We start from the raw sequence: 18966 nt of genomic DNA on the forward strand, positions 1-18966 counted from the left end.
GTTTTTTATTTATTAGACGAATCTGCCCCGCGTTTTTTTAAATTAACAAGCATAAAAAGAATCGTGCCAATTAGTAAAATCACGACGGCGATATAAAAGCCCATGACTTTCGAACCCGTTGTGTCTGAAATTTTCCCAGTTAAAGCTGGGGCAATCACAGATGACATCATGCCGAAAAAGTTAAAAACACCCAAAGTAGTGCCAATTCCAATTTTTGGTGCATTTTCACCTAGCCAAGAAATAATAATCGGTTCTACAGCTAATTTTCCTAAGAACCCATACATAATTAAAGCAATTAATAACAACGTCGCATTACTTACTTGTACAGTTAACAAAAGCATGGCTGTTGCTAAAAATTCTAAAACAACGATGAATTGAACTTTTTTATGCATGTACTTATCCGCCAACCGACTAAAAAATAACGCTCCTGGAATAGAGGCAAATGCGACCAGCGAAGAGGACAACCCTATTGCTGCTCCTTGGAAACCACGTTCGGTACTTAAAAAATTAGGTAACCAAGTCACAATCATATAATATGCATAACAAGTGCCAAAATATAAAATATACGCAAATAGCATATGTGGCGCAAACAGTTTTTTAAAGGGTACTTTTTCTTTTACCGCTCCGTTATCTTTTTCATCAACAACGGTTGGCTGAATCAAGGCCATGTCTTCTTTATGATTGCGAATAATCACTTGAAAAGCCACTAACATACAAATAATCATAAAGGCGGAAATGTACATCATCACTTGCCAAGGTAATCCTTTTTGGGCAACTAAATAACTAGATAAAATCATCCCTAAACCTGAACCAACTGCTGAACCACTGTTGACAATAGCTGTTGCAAAACTTTTTTTGGCTTGAGGAATGTTTTGCGACGTCAACGAGTAAGCCGAGCCATAGAAAGAACCACATCCTAAGCCTGCCAATAAGCTACCTAAGTAAATTGTTCCAATCGTTTGGGCTTGGGCAATCAGTAATGCTGCCAGCGCAAACAAGATAAAGCCTGGAATTAATACACGTTTTTTCCCAATTTTGTCTACCAAGAATCCTGCAGGAATCTGCATGACTACGTAACCGAGAAAATAAAAGCTAGAAATGGACCCTAGGGCCGTATCGGAAGCGTTACCATTTAGAGACGCGCGAATTTGTGGATAAACAGGAGAAAGCGCGGAACGATAAATCCAGATTGTTACCCAGCCCATACATAGTAAAATAACGATTTTTTTCCAATAAGCCAACGAACTTTTTGTCTTGTCTGTCATTTTCTTTTCCTCCACCAATCATTTTTTTGGTTAACGTTTCACAAGGAACAAAAGCACTACGCTTTTTACGTAGTGACCTTTGTCCTACCTTCTTTTTTAGTTTAAATACTCAGCCAATGCATGAGTACTACCGCTACCGCCTTCAAATTGATAGCCTTGGTGTTTCAATACAGTCTCAAAGGCACTTAAAAAATGCAACACATTGTCTTCGCGACTGCTGTAACCCATATTACCGACCCGCCAAATTTTTCCTTTTAAATCACCGAAGGAAGAGGCAATTTCAACTTTAAAATGATCCAGTAATAAGCTCCGCACTTTTTCACCATCAATTCCTTCTGGAATGACCACAGGAATGACTGTTGGTGTTTTTGTGTCTAACTTCCCGAAAATTTCTAAGCCCATTTTTTGCAGACTTTCAACTAAAATACGATCGTTTTTCCGATGGCGTGCGTAGACATTTTCCATGCCTTCTTGAAGTAACAAGCGCAGCCCTTCATGTAGCCCATAAATCATTGTAGTCGCTTCTGTATGGTGATTTAAGCGCTCTGGTCCCCAATATTTTTCTAATTGCGATAAATCCAAGTAGTTACTTTGAATGAACCGTTCATTCCGCGCATCCGCGCCAAGCCCTAACTCTTTTTGGTAACGGCCAGCCAGATAGTCGGCCACACGTTGGTTGTAAGTAATCAAAGAAAGGCCTGAAGGTACACTGACACATTTTTGAGTGCCTGCTACCGCAATATCAATCTTCCAATCATCGACCTTTGTTTCGACACCGCCGTAAGTCGCCACCATATCTACTACGAAGAAAATTTCATTTTCCCGACAAAAGGCGCCAATTTGATCCAGTGGTTGCATTTGTGCATTCGCCGTTTCGCCGTGGACCATCGCAACAATTTTTGGTTGATGTTCTTTAATCGCTTCAATCACCGTTGTTTGTTCAAACGGTGCGAGCCAGTCCTTTTCTAAATAAATGACTTCGGCCCGGGCGCGTTCGCAAATTTCACCTAATAAATAAGCAAACCGGCCATACGCAGGCACAAGCACTTTGTCACCTGGCTCAATCAATGCAAATAACCCCGCTTCTAAGCCTGAACGTGACGTGCCATCAATGGCAAAGGCTTGTTGATTCTTTGTGGCAAAAGGTACTTTAATCATTTCCCGAACTTCGTCCATAATCTGTAGAAATTCTGGATCAAATTGCCCTAAAATTGGTTGACCCATTTGACGAAGTACCGATGGATGGGCTTCGACTGGTCCCGGCGTCATGATTGTTCGCCGTACAAAATTTGGTTGTTGATACATAGTAATCCCTCACTTCATTTTTAATTCTTCTCTTTTATTATCTTTGGAAAAACCCAGAAATTCATTGTTCAATTTGCACTATTTTGACTTTGTTTTTTAGACATATTCAATAACTATCTTTTGTACTCCTTTTTATTCTTCGATATACTATAAAAAAAGGAGGTTGTTGTGATGAAAATATTAGCTGAGGTCTTGGCTTTACCAAGATTTTCTGACTTACAATTATTATCGTCTCACTCAAACTTAACACAGCCCTTGGAAAGTGTAGAAATCACGGAAACACCTGATGTGGCTGATTTTATCCCTAAAAATGTCATGATTTTAACAACGGCAATGATTTATAAAGATGATCAAGAAAAATTGAAACCTTTTATTGACTCGCTAAAACAAGCAGAGTGTACGGCTTTAGGAATCAAAGTTGGGCGGTTCCTTGACGAAATTTCACCAGAAATTGTTGCCTATGCCAGTGCCGTTGATTTGCCCCTGATTAAAATTCCTAGCACACAGCCACTAGGCGGGTTGTTGCATGAAATTGTTGGCTATCTTCGTGATAGCAAAACCGAACAGATGTCTGTAGCATTTGACATCCAAAAGCGTTTTTCAACATTATTAATGCAAGATGTTGATGCTACGCGTTTCATCGCTGAATTTGCGAAAATTTTAAATGCGCCAATTATTTTATTAAGTCCTTGGCAACAGGTGATTGCCCACTCGAATTATTTTTATGGCAATCAAAAATCGGCGGAGTTTTTCATCGAACAATTATCAAAAGACCACTTTCAACAATTGGCACAAGAAAAGAAAATCTTTCGTTTACAGGATGAGCGACAAGAAAACATTCAAGTAGCTGGCTTTCCAATTCGTGTGAACGATTATTTTCCCTATTATTTATTGGTCTTATCTCCTGAACAGATTCCTTATCCTATTTCTGAATTTGCCATTGATCAGGCCATTTTAGTTTTGACCTTTATGTTATTTAAAAACCAGAAAATTGCTGAATCTTTTGAGCATCTCAAAACAGACTTTTTGGACCGCTTGCTTGATACACATCAAGAAGCGCTGAGTAAACATCAAAATTGGTTGGAACTTTGGAAAAATTATCGTTTAATCAACAGTGATTATTATCAATTAGCGATTGTCTACGGCGTGACTAAACCAGAAAATGAAACCCATATTCGTTATCAGCAAGCGGAAGGGCAACTAATTTTCCAATGGCTCAAAGAACAATTGCCGGAAATCCTGCCAGATGTCGCCTTGTTTAAATTAAAAAATCAAAATAAAAGTATCTTGATTTTTCAATCTAAGAAAAATGACCATTTGATGATTTTGCAAAACCTCGCTGAACGTTTGCAACAGGCATTGCCTATTACCATTCGCTTTGCTTTAGGTAATGCTTATGAAAACCTAGAAGATTTGCCTAATTCTTATATTGAAGCTTCCTCGACATTAGAGGCTTCTTTACACGCTCAAAAACCAGCGACTGTGCAATTGTTCCATCCCAAAGGCCTAGCTGGACTTTTTGAAAAGATTGGCACTGAAGATGTTGAATACTTTTGCCAGCAACAATTGAAAGAGTTGGCCTATCCGACGGAACCGACGTTACAAGAATTACGAAAAACCTTGAAAGTTTTTTTAGATTTCAATTGCGAAATTACTAAAACGGCCAACGCTCTTTACCTTCATAGAAACACCATTAAATATCGCATGAATCAATGTGAAAAATTATTAGGCACCTCTATTCAAGAGCCTGAGACGAGTTTACTCTTACGGGTAGCGCTAGAACTTTCAGAAAAATAATTAACAGGAAAATAGCCGAATAAAAGTAACGTCTACCAAGAAAAAGGACTCTACCGTTCACCACTGCGTGTTCAAATCCTATTGTTCCGAGGTCATTACTTTACATTCGGCTTTTCGTTATAATTCTGGTTCACGATTGGCATCTTTGGAATAAACGTACATTAGCGGTTCTTCACGGCCAACCGCATAGGCCGCTTGTGGCACATAGGCACTCATGAAAATATAGTCCCCTTTTTCCACTGGATACCATTCATTGTCCAAATTGTACATCCCTTGGCCACTAATTAAATACGCACCATGCTCTTGGACATGCGTTTCAATATAGGCATGACTAGCACCTGGTTCAAAAGATAAGATATGCATATTCATATCAAAGTCAAACTCTTTCGGCAATAAACTCCATAGTAAAACGTCTGTCATTCCTTCATATTCTTCGGGTTGTTGGTCATGAATTGACCCAACCACTTTATAAGGTTGATGGCCTGCCAACGGCTGATAGCGTTTTTTATATAAGAAAACTTCTGTATCCGCTTCCTGTGCGTTTGCTAAATACATTTTCATTTCAGGCGTAAAGTAGGCATAGCCCCCTGCTTCAAGTTCATGAGTTTCTTGACCATCTGAAACGCGCAAACGACCGTCAATGACATAAACCAACGTTTGAATCCCGTCGCCACCAAAACCAGTTGTTTGTTGACCATTTTTATGAAACGTAGCAATGTAATCCACAAATGTCGCACCTAATTTAGGCGATCCCAAAATGGAAATATCGACATTTTCAAAACCAGGTACTGCATTTTGCACCAAACCATCATGGGGAATAATGGCGTAATTGTCTTTTTTTATCACAGCTCTTGATGTTAACAATTCTTTTTGGTAACCAACTCGATTATTTTTATAACCCATCACAATTCTTCCTTTTCTATCTTATTTATACGCTAATTCATATAAGGTATCTGCTAAAAGCTTGACGCCTTCAACCAAATCTGGAAATGCCGTTGCTTCTGCTGGATTATGACTAATCCCACCAATACTTGGCACAAATATCATCGCTGTCGGGTAATGGGGCGCAATAATTTGCGAATCATGCCCAGCACCACTATGCATCATACGATACTGATACTTGCCTTCTTTGGCTTTTTGTTCAATAACTTCTACAATTGCTTGATTCATCGGTACAGGGGCTTCATCCATCCAGCGGTCAATCGCAATCGTTAAGCCTAATTCTTGAGCAATTGTCTTCATCCGTTCTTCTAATTCACCTGTAAAATGTCGTAAAAAAGCAGCGTCGGTATGACGGCAGTCAATTGTAAATTCCACTTCTCCAGGCACCACGTTGACTGTATTGGGTTTCGGAATGACTTTGCCGAATGTTAAAACTAACGGATCACCAATTTCATTCGCACGATCAATGGCTTCTGCACAAATTTTAGCAAAGCCGTACACCGCATCATGACGGTAACTCATTGGCGTAGTGCCTGCATGATTGGCTTGCCCTTTTAAGTTAACCGTGTAGCGACGTTGCCCTACAATACTATGAACAACACCGACTTGGAGCTTTTCGTTCTCTAAAATATTGCCTTGTTCAATATGAATTTCGACAAATGCTTCAATGTCCTCACGTCTAGTTTGCTCCTGCCGAAAATCAAAGCCTTGGCGATGCATCTCATCAACAAACTTTTTGCCTTCGTTATCAGAGATATCGACTACTTCTTCACGTTTGGCTTCACCAACGACATTTTTGCTTCCCCAAAAAACCGTTGGAAAACGACTCCCTTCTTCTTCAGCCATGGAAAGCACTTCTAAAGAACGCCGTGGTTTCCCATATTTGTCTAATAAATATTGAACAGCCGTCATGGAAGCAATAACACCATATTGACCATCTAAGGTCCCACCATTAACCACGGTGTCGATATGTGACCCAGTTAAAATCGTTTCCTGAGGAAATTCCGTTCCTGCCACTCGACAAAACAGATTCCCGACTTCGTCAAATTGCGTTTCCAGTCCAAACGCCTCAGTTTGGCTTTGCACATACTTTTGTGCTGCCAACCACGAATCTGTATAAAGTAAGCGTGTCATCCCTCCTGCAGGATCACTCCCAATTGCTGACAACTCTTCGATTCTTTGTTTTAAAACTTTTTCCAAGTCCATCACAAAACCTCCTGACTGATTACACTCTGATTGTAAACGTTTCCCTAGTCATCTTCATTGTACTTATTAAACAAAATTAAGCCTTTTTTTGTGCAAAACAACCAATAAACATCCTCTAACTCGTGGACAGAGGCGCTAATTCAATTACGCTTCTGTCCCTTTTCATTTCTAAAATAAATGTTTAATTTTTGATAAATACGCCGTTAAACGCCTCGGTTACCCCAGTTTCTTGTTCGTAAATTGTTTCGCCTCTTAAAATTGTTTGAATCACTTGGGCCCCAATTTCACGACCAATGTAAGGACTAATTTTATTTCGGTATTCTAAATCTTCTGCTTTTAAGATATACGGCGCATTAGGTTTAATTAGTACAAAATCGGCATCCTTACCAATGCTGATGCGGCCCTTTTGTGCTAAGTGATAACGGTCAGCTGGGTTTGCTGCAATCATATCCGCGAATTGTTTCAAGGATAAACCACGTTTTTGGACGGCTTCATCGAATAACACATCGACGTTATTTTGAACACCAGAAATGCCGCCCCAAGCTTCAAAAGCATTGGTTGTATCTTTTAAGTCTGGCGTACAAGGAGAATGGTCAGAGGTTACAAACGCGATGCCGCCTGTTTGCACTTGGTTCCATAATGCGGCTTGTTGGTCCGCGTCACGAATCGGCGGCGAACATTTGACAACTGGACCAATGGCATCAAGTTCATCCGTGGTAAAATATAAATAATGCGTACATGTTTCACAAGTCACATCTACCCCTTCTGCTTGGGCTTTTAAAACTTCTTCCACGCCTTCTTGACAAGCCACATGACAAATATGAATCCGACAACCTGTTTCTTTGGCAAATAAAATGGCTTTTTGAATCGCTTCAACTTCGGTAAACACAGGACGTGTAGCTACATATGCCGCTAAAGTCGTTTCACCATTTTGATAAGCTAACGCGCCTAATTTATCCGTAATTGGCGCATTTTCTGCATGGATTGCTAGCACTTTGCCAGTTTTGGCGATTTGTTTCATTCCTTCATATAGCGAATAATCGTCGACATTTTGAAAATCTCCTTCAATTGAACGATCGCCGCACGTTCCTAAAAAGCATTTATAGCCGGAAACGCCTCCTTCATCAAGTTCCTGAATCCCACCAGCCAAGTTGGTCGGGACCACGCCGCCAAATGACCCTACATCTACTTTTAGTTTATTTTCTCCTGCCTTGTATTTGATCTCAAGAGAGGTCTTATCCACAGTTGCTGGAATCTGATTTAAAGGCATTTCCATAAAGGTCGTCACGCCCCCTTTGGCACAAGCGGCCGTTCCTGTGACATACCCTTCCCATTCATCGCGGTAACCACCACCAGGATCGGTAATATGAACATGAGCATCCACCATCCCAGGACTAACGACTAAACCCGTCGCATCAATCACACGTTCTCCTGACAAGTCTTGCCCAATCGCTACGATTTTTCCTCCTTGAACGGCGACATCCGTAATGACTTCTCCAGTTTCTAAAATAACTAACCCGTTTTTAATCACTAACTCTGCTTGCATTTATTTTCCCTCCTGATAAGCTGTTTCTTTCACTTTTTTTGAATCCCAAGTCCATTTTTTTAACACTAAGTACAGCACAAAACCTGTGGCAAAGCCCACAAACCACGAAATATCAGCAATGATTTTAACCTGTGGAATAAATTGACCACTTAAGGAAAGAACCAACGCCAGAATAGTAGCAACATACGCCGGCTTGTTTAATCCGTAAAAAGGATTGACTTCCTCTTTTTTGTGTTTATCTACGTATAAAGCATTTAAATCAATTTGTTGCTTTTGAACAAAATAATAATTCGCAATCATCACACCAGCGACTGGTCCTAAAACAGCCCCAATTGCGTTCAGAAAAATAAAAATACTATCGGCGTTTTCCATCAGTTTCCAAGGCATAATAAGAAAGCTAATAACACTGGCAATCATGACGCCTTTTTTATACGTCATTTTTTTAGGAAACAGCGCCGCCAATTGATAACCTGCCGGAATGATGTTCCCTGTTGCATTCGTTGAAATAGTCGTTAATAAGAAAACAGACATGGCTAAGACCACCACTGCCACATTATCTAAACGATCAATAATGTTTAAAATATTCCATTCTTGAATCCCAAAATACAGCGAACCACCTAACAGAATAACCACACTGGAAAAAGCGAAAATCCCATAACCAACAACTAAACCTGCTGTTTGCCCCACAACCTGAGCACGTGTCGAGCGCGCATTCTTAGTAAAATCCGCCACACTCGCACCAGGCGCTGACCAAACGGCCACAACCGAGTTAAAAATAATCAGATACGCCACCAGTGGATTGACTGAACGAATCGCACCAGAAACTTGATAGGACAAAATTGGTGTTAAACCGCCCCCAGCTCGAATGGCCCAAATCGTTAATCCAATAATAACGACATAAATCAACGGACTTAAAATGGCGGTAAAACGGTTCAAAATTTTGCTACCACCGAAACCTATTGCCACATTTAAGAGCCAGAAAAGAGTAAACGCCATTAATTCAGGTAGCCTGAGACCAAAAAACTGGAATGACCCACCAATTTCTAAAAAGTTCGGCCAAAATTTCCCGAGAATAATTAATAAAGCGAGCGATCCTGTAAATGTTTGCAGACCAAACCAAGCAATTGCGGCCACACATCCTCTTAAGAACCCTGGCAGTTTTGCCCCGAGACTGCCGTAAGTAGACTGTAAGTGCATCGCAAAAGGAATGCCATATTTAGAGCCAGCCACGCCATTCAAATTCATGAAAGTTGCTACAATGAATGAGCTTAACACAACTGCCAACATAACTTGCAGCGGCGATAAACCTAAGAAAATAAAGCCGCCCACTGCTGCATAATTCGGGATATTATGAATCGAACCCATCCATAATGTAAAAAAATTGCGCGCGCTCATTGTCCGTTGTTTCGGGCTACTTGGCAACAAATCCTCATTGTAGCCACGTGCTTTCATCGCTGTTTCTTCTTGAGCTGTTACTTGAGACACATTTTTCTCCACGACAAACTCTCCTTTTTATTAAAAAATTTTTTTCTATTAAAACACCCTGCCTTCTCTTTTTTGTCACTTTTGCACAAACATGCGTACTACTCTCATCACACAAATTGTAAGCGCTTTTTATAACAACAATCATTAGTTACCCCAACTAAATAACAAACGATTCTTTGTTCACTTTGAACGAAAAAATAGCAATCTTTTTTATATCGCCCTATCACTCTAGAAAGTAAGAAACAAATCTTTTTATTCACATATTATGTACAACTTCTCTTTTTCAATGCTAAAATACGCTTATTATTAAAAATGACATAAATAAATTATACAGTTAAATGAAATCCAACACAACATTTTTTAACCAAACACACACAAAATAGATAAACTGAAGTGGATTTTCAGGAAGAGACCCATCCTGAAAAAAGACACTGACAAAAGAGTTTTCTCACAAGATCGACAACTTTTCACAGATTCAAAATCTTCTTTTTCAATTTTTACGTTTTAAAAAATAACATTTTGAAAATAAAAAATTGCTTAATTTTAATCAAAAAAATAAACAAAGATTTCTGATAAAATCAGAAATCTTTGTTTCTAAATTTTCTTGCTATAATTCCTTTAACAAAATAAAATCCGTCTGTTCATCGTCTCCCATAAAAAATGAATGTTGACTGTAATAGCGGTAGCCAATCGTTTTATAAAATGACCGCGCCGCATCATTGTGTTCCCAGACACCTAGCCACAGTGCGTTTTTACCAAATTCACGAGCTTTTTCTTCCGCCAGTTCTAACAATTGTGTTCCCAGCTTCTTTCCTTTAAACGCAGGCAAAATATACAATCGCTCAACCTCGAGCTTTTCTGGCCCCATCGGTTCCGTTTGTGCCGTCTCACGATTTAATTTCATGTAGCCAGCTAATTGATTATCGACAAAGATAAAATAAAAGTCAGAGTGGGGATTAGCCAATTCCTTTTGTAATTTTTCTAAATTGTAGGCTTCTACTAAATAGGCTTGCATATTTTCTGGGGTATTATATGGTCCGAAAGTATCTGTATAAGTTTCAATGCTGATTTCTTGTAACGCTGGTGCATCTTCTATTGTTAATTGTTTTATTTCTCCCATCAATCAGTCGTCCTTTCCTTAATAATTTCGAGTGTTCCCTTTTTTGACAAATTCCCAATCTTCGCTGACATTTTTACGCATCCGGACTAAGTAATCTGCCAATTGTGAAATTTCCACTTCTGACAAGCCTTGCAAAGCAACTTGATTCGAGTGTTGATTTTCGCGCACAATGATTGGATAAACGTTTTTCCCTTTTTCTGTGGCATAAATCCGCTTAATTTTTTTGTTGATTGCATCTTCTTGACGATAAATAAAGCCTTGTTCTTCCAAACGCTTAATCGCCCGCGCCGCTGTGGTTCGATCAACTTTAATCAGTTCGGCGATCTTTTCTTGGATAATTCCAGGATTTTCACAGACCCTGACCAAATAAAGATATTGTCCTCGTGTTAAAGATAATTCCTTAAATTCAATATTACTGATTGAATCTAAGGCCCGCGCAATCATGCCAATTTCTCTTAAAATATCTGTCACTAGGACACTTCCTTTCGCTAATATTTTATGATTGTCATTACTTTAACTTATTTTTGTTGCAAATGCAACAAAAATAAGTATAAAAACTACAGATTTAAACAATTTGAGCATTCGTGAAAATAAAATAATTATTTCTTTTGTTATATTAACAAGTAAGATAAAATTAGTTATAGCGTCTATAGGAGGAATAGTATGAAAAAATTATTTTGTGTTATTTTAGTTATTTTTTTAACAGGTTGTAGTTCTCAAAAAGCGAATGAACCTAAAAAACAAGAAAATCCTACCAATCATACAACATCAATAAAAAGCAGTACTAATCATTACAGTTCTAGCACAGAAACAAGCTCTAGTAATAAACTAAAAGAAGCTTCAGAAAGTGCCAGTACCACTCAGGCTTCGTCAAAGTCTAAAAATGAAGTATCCACAAATGTCGAAGAAACAAATTCTTTAGAAGCAACACCTTATGCTGTCGATCTTAGTAGCTTAAACAATCCACTCGTATTTAATTTTAAAGGAATGAATGTGCCAACTTCAATTACGTTAGAAAACTTAAATTCAACACCAACTGCTACCTTCCGAACTAAATTGTTTGGGGCTGAAAATGATCAAGTGAAAGAAGCCATTAATAAATATGAGCTATCTATAAATACAATTCCTACAAAAGAGATTAGAATATTTTCAGCGGCCGATAACAGTATTCGCACCGTTAAAGTAAATACAGAGTTAATTTTAGGAACTAATATTTCTTCAAACGATGAACAAAATAGATCGGGTACTTTATACTTATTCAACAATAAAAATGGTTCGATATCTTTAATCACTCCTAACTACGCAGGCAATGTTACGGATGATCAAAAAGACGTTATGTTAGAAGTAATTCAATAAATAACCAAAAAATAATAAAGAGAAAACTTCATACTGAGAAGTTTTCTCTTTATTATTTTTTAGGAACTCCTCTAGAAACTCGTTTTAGTCCCCACTTATTTTTCTTATTTCTTCACCCATTAAGCCCGCGATAGAAAATAGAACATTTCATTTGAAAATGAATTATTGTTCTGCAACATGCACCGTTTGTAAAAATTCTGCGACTGAGAAATGGTATTCTTTCTCTTGATTTCCTTGAATGGTTCGAATCATTTTTTCAACTTCTGGTTGCAGAGCGGCAAATTGAACTTGTTGTCCACGACCTTCTGCTGCGAGACAAAATTCTTCTAAAATATCTAACGCCGTGCTATCAATGCTAGGAACTCCTCGCATTGAAAATACTACACCACTTTTTGTTTCCAATTGCAGTAACGTTTGTTTCAATCGTTCAGAAGACATGAAAAATAACGGGCCACTCAAATAAACCACCACCCAATTTTCTGTACAATCGGTCGGTACTAGCCCCATTCTTGACCAATCGACTTCCTCAACATTAATCGTAATCACGGCACTTTTCGCAATGAAAAACAGGCAACCCGCTAAGACCCCTAAAACAATCGCTAAACTTAAGTCAAAAATAACGGTCGCTACCATCGTTAAGAAGAATAAACATAAGGCTGTGTGGAAACGTTTCTGGAAGAATTCTTTAATCACCGACCATTCATTCATTCGCCACGCTGTCACCACTAAAACACCAGCTAACGCAGGCATGGGAATTTTAGACATGACTGGCGATAAAAGCAACATCGATAACAATAAAAAAACCGCATGAAAAATACCCGCTAAACGTGTTTGCGCACCAGATTTAATCACTACGCTCGTGCGGGCAATCGCTGCCGTTGCAGGTACGCCACCGAAAAATGGCAAAATTAAGTTGCCAATTCCTTGTGCCACTAGTTCCTGATTACTGTCTAATGGTTTCCCTGTCATGCGACCAGCCGAAGCGCCACAAAGCAAACTTTCAATCATACCTAACATAGCAATGCTAATCGAAGGCACCAAAATATCCTGAAACGCACTTAATTGAAGCGAACCAATTTCCAAACGTGTATCACTAAAAATACTTGTCGGAATTTTCCCTACAGTGGCCACTGGCAGTTGAAAAACCACTGTTGCTAACGTAGCTAAAATAATCATCACCAATGAAGCTGGTATCATCGCATTCCACTTTTTCGGAAAGAACACTAATCCAAGCACCACTAAAATCGACATAACCGTCGTTGGTATACTTAAATCAAAGCCCAATGAACGATAACTGTTGATTTTCTCAATTAAATTGTGGCCTTCTGAACGAACCCCAAAGAAATTATCAAGCTGCCCCAACGCAATAATAATAGCAATTCCTGAAGTAAACCCGGTAATGACCGGTGACGGAATAAAAGAAGTCAAGCTCCCTAAACGCAAAATCCCTGCCAAAAGCAAGAAAATTCCCGCCAAAAAGGTGGCCAACAAAATCCCTTGCATGCCATGCACTGCCGCAATTGACATTAAAATAGCTGCCATCGCACCTGTTGGTCCTGAAATTTGATAAAACCCACCTGAAAGGCTCCCAATCACAATTCCAGCGATAATCGCCGTGATCATGCCAGCTGCTGCAGTGGCGCCGCTAGAGACCCCAAACGCTAACGCTAACGGCAACGCGACGGCTGCGACAGTCAAACCTGCCAAGAAATCTTTTTTCAATTTTTTTTGATTATACCCTTTAAATTCATCCCTTATCATTTGTGTGTACTTTTTAAACATTCGCATCCTCTTTTCATGAAATTTCCATTCTAAAGATATCATATTTTCGGAAAGATAATAAGGTGTTTTGTGAAGGAAATCGCTAAAAAATTTTTTTCACCTCATTTAGACAAAATTGTCTAATATTTTAGGAATTTAGCCACCGCTGTTTCCTAGAGTATGATATGCTTAACTAGTAAACAGGCTTCACAAACTTACATTAATTGGGGGAAACTATTATGTGTACAGGCATCAAGATTATTTCCAAAACAAATGATATTTTTTATGGACGTACGATGGATTTTACGTTTGACTTTTTTGGCAACGAAGATCCAATTGCACCAAAAATCCCTACTCTAATTGCTCAATTTCCAAAAGGTACAGTTCTAAACAGCCAACTAAATCCTTGGACGGCAAAATATGCCTTTATGGGACTAGCAATGTCAGGCACAGATCAACCAGCGAACGATGGTAAAACCGTCAGCCTTGCTATCACAGATGGTATCAACGAAGCCGGCTTATCTGGTGATATTCAATATTTAATGGAATCTTCAACAGCACCTGCTGAAAGTTTAGCAGATCGTGGTTTAACACCTCATATTGCAGAAGAAGTACTCGCTTATATTTTGAGTAATTTTGAAAGCGTTGACGAAGTAAAAATAGCTTTTGAAAAAATCGGCCTGTTAGATCAAAAATTCCAACTTGATTCATTGGGGGAAGTTCATTTCACCTTACACTGGACCATTAATGATAAAAATAATAATAGTATCGTTTTGCAACCAACAGATAACGGAGCGTTCGTCATTTATGATTCGATTGGCGTAGTCACAAACAGCCCAGAATACAATTATCATTTAACCAATGCACGAAACTATATCGGAATGCGCAACTACGCTATTAAAGAACCTTACACTTTAAAATCAGGCGCAACACTTGACCCAATTGAAGGTGGGACTTCTTACGGACTATTAGGAATCCCAGGAGACTTCACTTCGCCGTCACGCTTCATTCGTGCGTTATACTATTCTGACAATCTCCAAGAATTTGATAGCTCTGAAGGGATTATGCAACTCTATCGCGCCTTCCAAACAGTGATGATTCCTCGGGGAATTGGCCATTTAGGTCAAAGTAATTCTCTGTCTGATTTCACACATTATTGGTCAGGATATGATGTGACTAATTTAACCATGTATGTCCAACCAGAAAGTACTACCTCATTTACAAAATACACTTTGGATCCAGCTTTAACAGAAGTTACTACTTTTGCTGTTTCTAACGAGCTACTACTAACAGATTTAAATCAATAAAAACACAAACAACGTCTCTGACCAGGTCCTTGGTCAGAGACGTTGTTTCGTTCATTTTTCAGATAATGCGTTATACAACGGCGCTAATTCTTGAAGCGCCTGACAACTTTTTTCTTCAATCGTTTCAAGCTTTTCCGTCGCAAACCACAACTTACCGATCTGAAATGAGCGATTGCCTATCCGCTCTTCTAGAATTTTCCGTTGTTTTTCATCTGCTAAATAATCTTTTAAAGGCAAATGGTCCACTAGTTCATGCTCCTCCTGCGGCCAAATATAATAGCCTTCACAGTCGATGGTTTGGCTCCAAGCTTCTAAACGATTAAGCAATTGATTGTAAGCGACGACTGAGCCTGCCCGCTCCTCACTTTTGTAATGTTGAAACATCAAATATACTTGAAATTGCTTTTTATTTAATAACAACGCCAGACAAGCATTTTCCGCTTGGCGTTGCTCACTGCGATATGCAGCCCAGAAATGACTGCGTAAATTCCAGCCGTTGGTCCAGCTTTCGATTTTCGGCTTAGTGATGCCGAGTTCAGCTGGTAAACCTTGAGCGATTGTGAGGTTTAAGGCTTTCCACTTTTCCCAATGTTGCTTGTAGGTTTGCTTTAAGTCATCGATTTCTGCTGATGTTTGTTGCTCTTTGAGTTGTTTAAATGTGAAGATTTCTCGGTTGAATAGATTGAAGTCTTGATGGGTTAGGTTCATTTTATTCCCTCTTTTTAGTATCTTCTAGTTACTCTTAATAATTTTATTTTTCAATAGCCATTGTAAAAATAACACAAGGACTACAATTGGCCAAAGCGTGATTGGGAAAAAGAGCCCCACAAAAATGCCTGGTACAAGAATCGTCCCTAAAATCTGGGTTGTTAAACTCGTAGCAAAAATTGCGACAACAAAAAGCGAGTCAATTGTTGGGAAAAATTGCGCGACCGCAAACCCGATTAAAATAGCTGAAAAAACGACGGGAAAAATATCGCCACCTATCCAACCTGTCTGTAAACAAACTTGTAAAAATACTAGTTTCATTATCGCAGCGATCACCAAGATATACCAGGCTTGTTGACTACCAAAACTAGGAACTAAATGCATAAAAGATTGTCCTGAAAATAGTAATCTTGGCATTAAAATAACAAAAAGAAAAATACAGGTTGCACCAAAGCTTACCAGTATGCTTTGCTTTTCTTCAAAAGGTTGGCATAGTTTAGCCAGAGCAGCTTGCAACCATTGATAGGCGTTACCAATCACAAAAGCAGTTAATAAAGCGGGTAAAATCAGCCATAACGAAGCCATTTCAATTTTTCCAGTTCCTAACTTCGTAATAAACGATGGGTGTCCCACCAATTTCATTAAAAAGGTAAACACCACCAACCCGTTCACAATAAATAACCCGTTCATCACTTGTTTCAGTTTCTTTTTATCCGAAGGAGCGAGCCTCGTGTCGTAGCGCTGAACAAACTGTTTCGGATGCAGCAAGCGCTGGATTTTTGTCCAAAATGTTTGCTGTTCTTGCTCGTCATAATGAAAATAAAGGTACCGTAACTTATCAGATTGCCAGACTGACAACGAAATAATTGCTCCCAACAATGCAGCTTCAGGACCGACACCAGCCCCGAAAATTAAAATTACCAAGGCGGCCAATAAATTTCTAAACACACCTGAATAATCGACCGATTGTTTCGCCTTCAATTCTGTCAGCGTCTCGTGCGCCATTTGTGGTACTTGCCCGAAGCGTTTCTTCAGATAACTCAATACCAACGCTCCTAGCACACACAAGACAAAATAATAGAGAATTGGCCACTTTATTTGCGCTGGCAACACCTCCCAGAGCAGAGTCGTTAGCTCTCCTTCAATGATTAAAAACGCTCCTGAAATTCCCGCGATGATACTACTTAAAAATAACCCACTGACGATAATTGTCCACATTTTTCTGTTACGCATACTTCCTCCAAATGATAGTTGTTTCTTTTATAGTAGCAGATAGTTAGTGGTTTGTGTTTGAAGATTTTGGGAAGGATTTATTTTTTTGAAAAAAATTGAGGTTATGAAAAGATTCCATTTTTTATTGATTAAATTATCCTTCTTGTATAATCGTTTCTTTTAGCTATATATATTCCATTAAATTAAAAACCGCCACTTATATTGCTTCTTAAGTTCCCACAAACAACGCCACTTCCAGCGCCAACAAATCCACTTCCTTATCAAAATCCAACAGCACTAGCTGTTCAATTTTCTCCAATCGTTGTAACAAAGTATTACGATGAATAAAGAGCTTTTTGGCTGTTTGAGACAAGTTTCGTTTTGATTGAAAATAGACATTCAGTGTATGGACAAAGTCGGTATGTTGCTGTTGATCACTTTTCTGCAATGGTTGAAGATATTTGTTTCTGAGGGTTGCTTGTCCTTCTTCTAAAAAATAACGTTGTAGTGTCTGTCTAAAATGAAAATTCGCGTAGGAAGCAATCCTCATTTCAGGTTTTTCTGCAATGAATTGGCGTTGAAAGGCTAAAACGTCAATCGCTTGTTGATAAGATTCATGAATCTGGGTCAGACCTTGAATCTTAGGTCCTATTGTTAGGAAAAGTTCCACATCTTCTTGTACTTTCATTAACTGATTTATACTACTTTGTGCTAGGCGTTGCATCATTTTCAGATAATCGCCTTCTTTTTCAGGTGGATCTTCAACTAATAAGACAAAGGAACTGTCAATTTCAATACAAACAATTTTTTGTTTGTCCCCTAAGATAACTTGGTTTAGCTGGTTGCCTAAAATAGACATTCTTTCTTGCCTTTGGCGTTCATTTAAGGTTAATGAAATTAGCAAAATCGCATAGGGCTTATCTATTGTCAAGCGATAATACTGTTGAAATTGTTGGAAAACAGCTTGATCCCTCTTTTCATGCGCAATCAGCTTAAAAAATAATTCGTTTCGTTGTTGGTATTCTTCAAATTTCCGTGAGTATTCCAATTGCAATTGTAAAAGTAAGTAATGAGCTGTGATTTTAAAATGAGCCACATCGACTGGCCGTAATGGGGCCAAGGTGTTCCAGACGAGTAAATAATATAAAATAACATTTTTCTTTTTAATTGGATAAATTTCAATTGGCACCACTTGGTTCTGGAGTTTCAACTGTAAATGAATCGGTTCTTGATAAAAGCGTAGTAATGGATGACTTTGTTCCAATAATTGTTTTTGGAACTCTGAGGTTTCTTGTCTATCTTCTAAAATGCTAGAAATACGAATTGGATTTTTAGGCAAGTCAAAAAAATTAACTCCTTCAAAATGGTCATTCAATAACAAGACAGGATTTTGAATGGTTTCTGCTAGATCCTGCAGCAAATGAAAACTGCTACTTCCCGTTTCTAAGATTTGATAAATTTTATTATGCAATGCGGTTTCTTGCGCATTCATGTCAAATTGTTCTAATGTGACACGACTTTTCAACACGTCAGCAATTTGCGAAAAGGTGTAATTGTAAGGAATTGCTAAAATAGGAACGTTCATTTCATCTGCTAATTTGATTAGGTCTGGTGGAACTTCTTCAAAATAACGTTGGGTTTTAAATCCTAAGGCAGCACAATGGTGTTTGGCTAGTTCTTTCAAAAAATTTTTCTGTAATTTCCGATCATCTTTAAATATGTACCCTGTCGTTAACAGCAGCTCACCTGCTGTTAGCCAATCTAAAATATCAGGATTTTCTAAAATATTGACTTTTAAAATCGGTTGGTCCTGATTTTTATGTCCTGCCACTAAGGTAATGCCAGGTAATTCTTCTAACGTTAATAAATCACTCACTTTTAACATCATTTATCCTCCCAATGTACAAATTGTCCATTCAAACTTGTAAATCAATGTCATTTTTAGCAATTGTTTAG

At 38.5% G+C, this 18966-nt stretch carries 15 protein-coding genes; 3 read left to right on the forward strand and 12 right to left on the reverse strand.

Features of this window, described 5'->3' with window-relative positions:
- Window positions 1-5: 5 nt before the first annotated feature.
- Together IGI63_RS07860 and IGI63_RS07865 are read right to left on the reverse strand one after the other, a co-directional pair.
- A complete protein-coding gene (locus IGI63_RS07860; RefSeq protein WP_002368361.1) occupies window positions 6-1265 on the reverse strand; it encodes an MFS transporter in 1260 nt (419 codons plus the stop codon).
- Between the two features lie 96 nt (window positions 1266-1361).
- Window positions 1362-2570 carry a pyridoxal-phosphate-dependent aminotransferase family protein gene (locus tag IGI63_RS07865; protein WP_002355061.1) on the reverse strand — a complete coding sequence of 403 codons (1209 nt, stop codon included), beginning with the start codon at window positions 2568-2570 and terminating at the stop codon, window positions 1362-1364.
- A 171-nt stretch (window positions 2571-2741) separates the two neighbouring features.
- On the opposite strand from IGI63_RS07865, the gene IGI63_RS07870 reads away from it, so the two are divergent.
- Window positions 2742-4367 (forward strand): PucR family transcriptional regulator, encoded by a 1626-nt coding sequence (locus IGI63_RS07870; protein ID WP_002365289.1) that lies wholly within the window; start codon window positions 2742-2744, stop codon window positions 4365-4367.
- Between the two features lie 117 nt (window positions 4368-4484).
- Here the strand turns inward: IGI63_RS07870 and allE are convergent, their stop codons facing one another.
- The 6 genes from allE to sylA all read right to left on the reverse strand — a co-directional run bounded on the left by allE (window position 4485) and on the right by sylA (window position 11137).
- Complete coding sequence (gene allE, locus IGI63_RS07875; RefSeq protein WP_002384779.1) at window positions 4485-5270, reverse strand: (S)-ureidoglycine aminohydrolase; 786 nt, start codon at window positions 5268-5270, stop codon at window positions 4485-4487.
- Window positions 5271-5291: 21 nt separating this feature from the next.
- Window positions 5292-6515 carry an allantoate deiminase gene (gene allC / locus IGI63_RS07880; protein WP_002383320.1) on the reverse strand — a complete coding sequence of 408 codons (1224 nt, stop codon included), beginning with the start codon at window positions 6513-6515 and terminating at the stop codon, window positions 5292-5294.
- Between the two features lie 181 nt (window positions 6516-6696).
- Window positions 6697-8061, reverse strand: coding sequence for an allantoinase AllB (allB, locus tag IGI63_RS07885; protein WP_429975609.1), 1365 nt, complete (start codon window positions 8059-8061; stop codon window positions 6697-6699).
- On the reverse strand, window positions 8062-9558 hold the full coding sequence (allW, locus tag IGI63_RS07890) for an allantoin permease (RefSeq protein ID WP_429975610.1): 1497 nt from the start codon (window positions 9556-9558) through the stop codon (window positions 8062-8064).
- 595 nt (window positions 9559-10153) lie between these two features.
- Entirely contained in the window at window positions 10154-10666 is a 513-nt protein-coding gene (locus tag IGI63_RS07895) for a GNAT family N-acetyltransferase (protein WP_429975611.1), read from the reverse strand.
- A gap of 18 nt (window positions 10667-10684) precedes the next feature.
- Window positions 10685-11137 carry a transcriptional regulator SylA gene (gene sylA / locus IGI63_RS07900; protein WP_010823229.1) on the reverse strand — a complete coding sequence of 151 codons (453 nt, stop codon included), beginning with the start codon at window positions 11135-11137 and terminating at the stop codon, window positions 10685-10687.
- 192 nt (window positions 11138-11329) lie between these two features.
- On the opposite strand from sylA, the gene IGI63_RS07905 reads away from it, so the two are divergent.
- Entirely contained in the window at window positions 11330-12022 is a 693-nt protein-coding gene (locus tag IGI63_RS07905; protein WP_002407878.1) for a hypothetical protein, read from the forward strand.
- A gap of 162 nt (window positions 12023-12184) precedes the next feature.
- Here the strand turns inward: IGI63_RS07905 and IGI63_RS07910 are convergent, their stop codons facing one another.
- On the reverse strand, window positions 12185-13846 hold the full coding sequence (locus IGI63_RS07910) for a SulP family inorganic anion transporter (protein WP_429975612.1): 1662 nt from the start codon (window positions 13844-13846) through the stop codon (window positions 12185-12187).
- A 176-nt stretch (window positions 13847-14022) separates the two neighbouring features.
- On the opposite strand from IGI63_RS07910, the gene IGI63_RS07915 reads away from it, so the two are divergent.
- Window positions 14023-15090: a choloylglycine hydrolase family protein gene (locus tag IGI63_RS07915; protein WP_010823971.1), complete on the forward strand. Its 1068-nt coding sequence runs from the start codon at window positions 14023-14025 to the stop codon at window positions 15088-15090.
- Window positions 15091-15141: 51 nt separating this feature from the next.
- Here the strand turns inward: IGI63_RS07915 and IGI63_RS07920 are convergent, their stop codons facing one another.
- The 3 genes from IGI63_RS07920 to IGI63_RS07930 all read right to left on the reverse strand — a co-directional run bounded on the left by IGI63_RS07920 (window position 15142) and on the right by IGI63_RS07930 (window position 18898).
- The gene (locus IGI63_RS07920) at window positions 15142-15798 is read right to left on the reverse strand and encodes a glucose-6-phosphate 1-dehydrogenase family protein (protein ID WP_429975613.1); all 657 of its coding nucleotides are present in this window, start codon (window positions 15796-15798) and stop codon (window positions 15142-15144) included.
- 24 nt (window positions 15799-15822) lie between these two features.
- Window positions 15823-17031 carry a chloride ion channel protein gene (locus IGI63_RS07925; RefSeq protein WP_429975614.1) on the reverse strand — a complete coding sequence of 403 codons (1209 nt, stop codon included), beginning with the start codon at window positions 17029-17031 and terminating at the stop codon, window positions 15823-15825.
- A 208-nt stretch (window positions 17032-17239) separates the two neighbouring features.
- Window positions 17240-18898, reverse strand: a complete 1659-nt coding sequence (locus IGI63_RS07930; protein ID WP_429975615.1) for a PucR family transcriptional regulator — start codon at window positions 18896-18898, stop codon at window positions 17240-17242.
- Window positions 18899-18966 lie beyond the last annotated feature (68 nt).

Origin of the sequence: Enterococcus sp. DIV0086, assembly GCF_050498705.1 — a bacterium.
Lineage (GTDB): Bacteria > Bacillota > Bacilli > Lactobacillales > Enterococcaceae > Enterococcus > Enterococcus faecalis.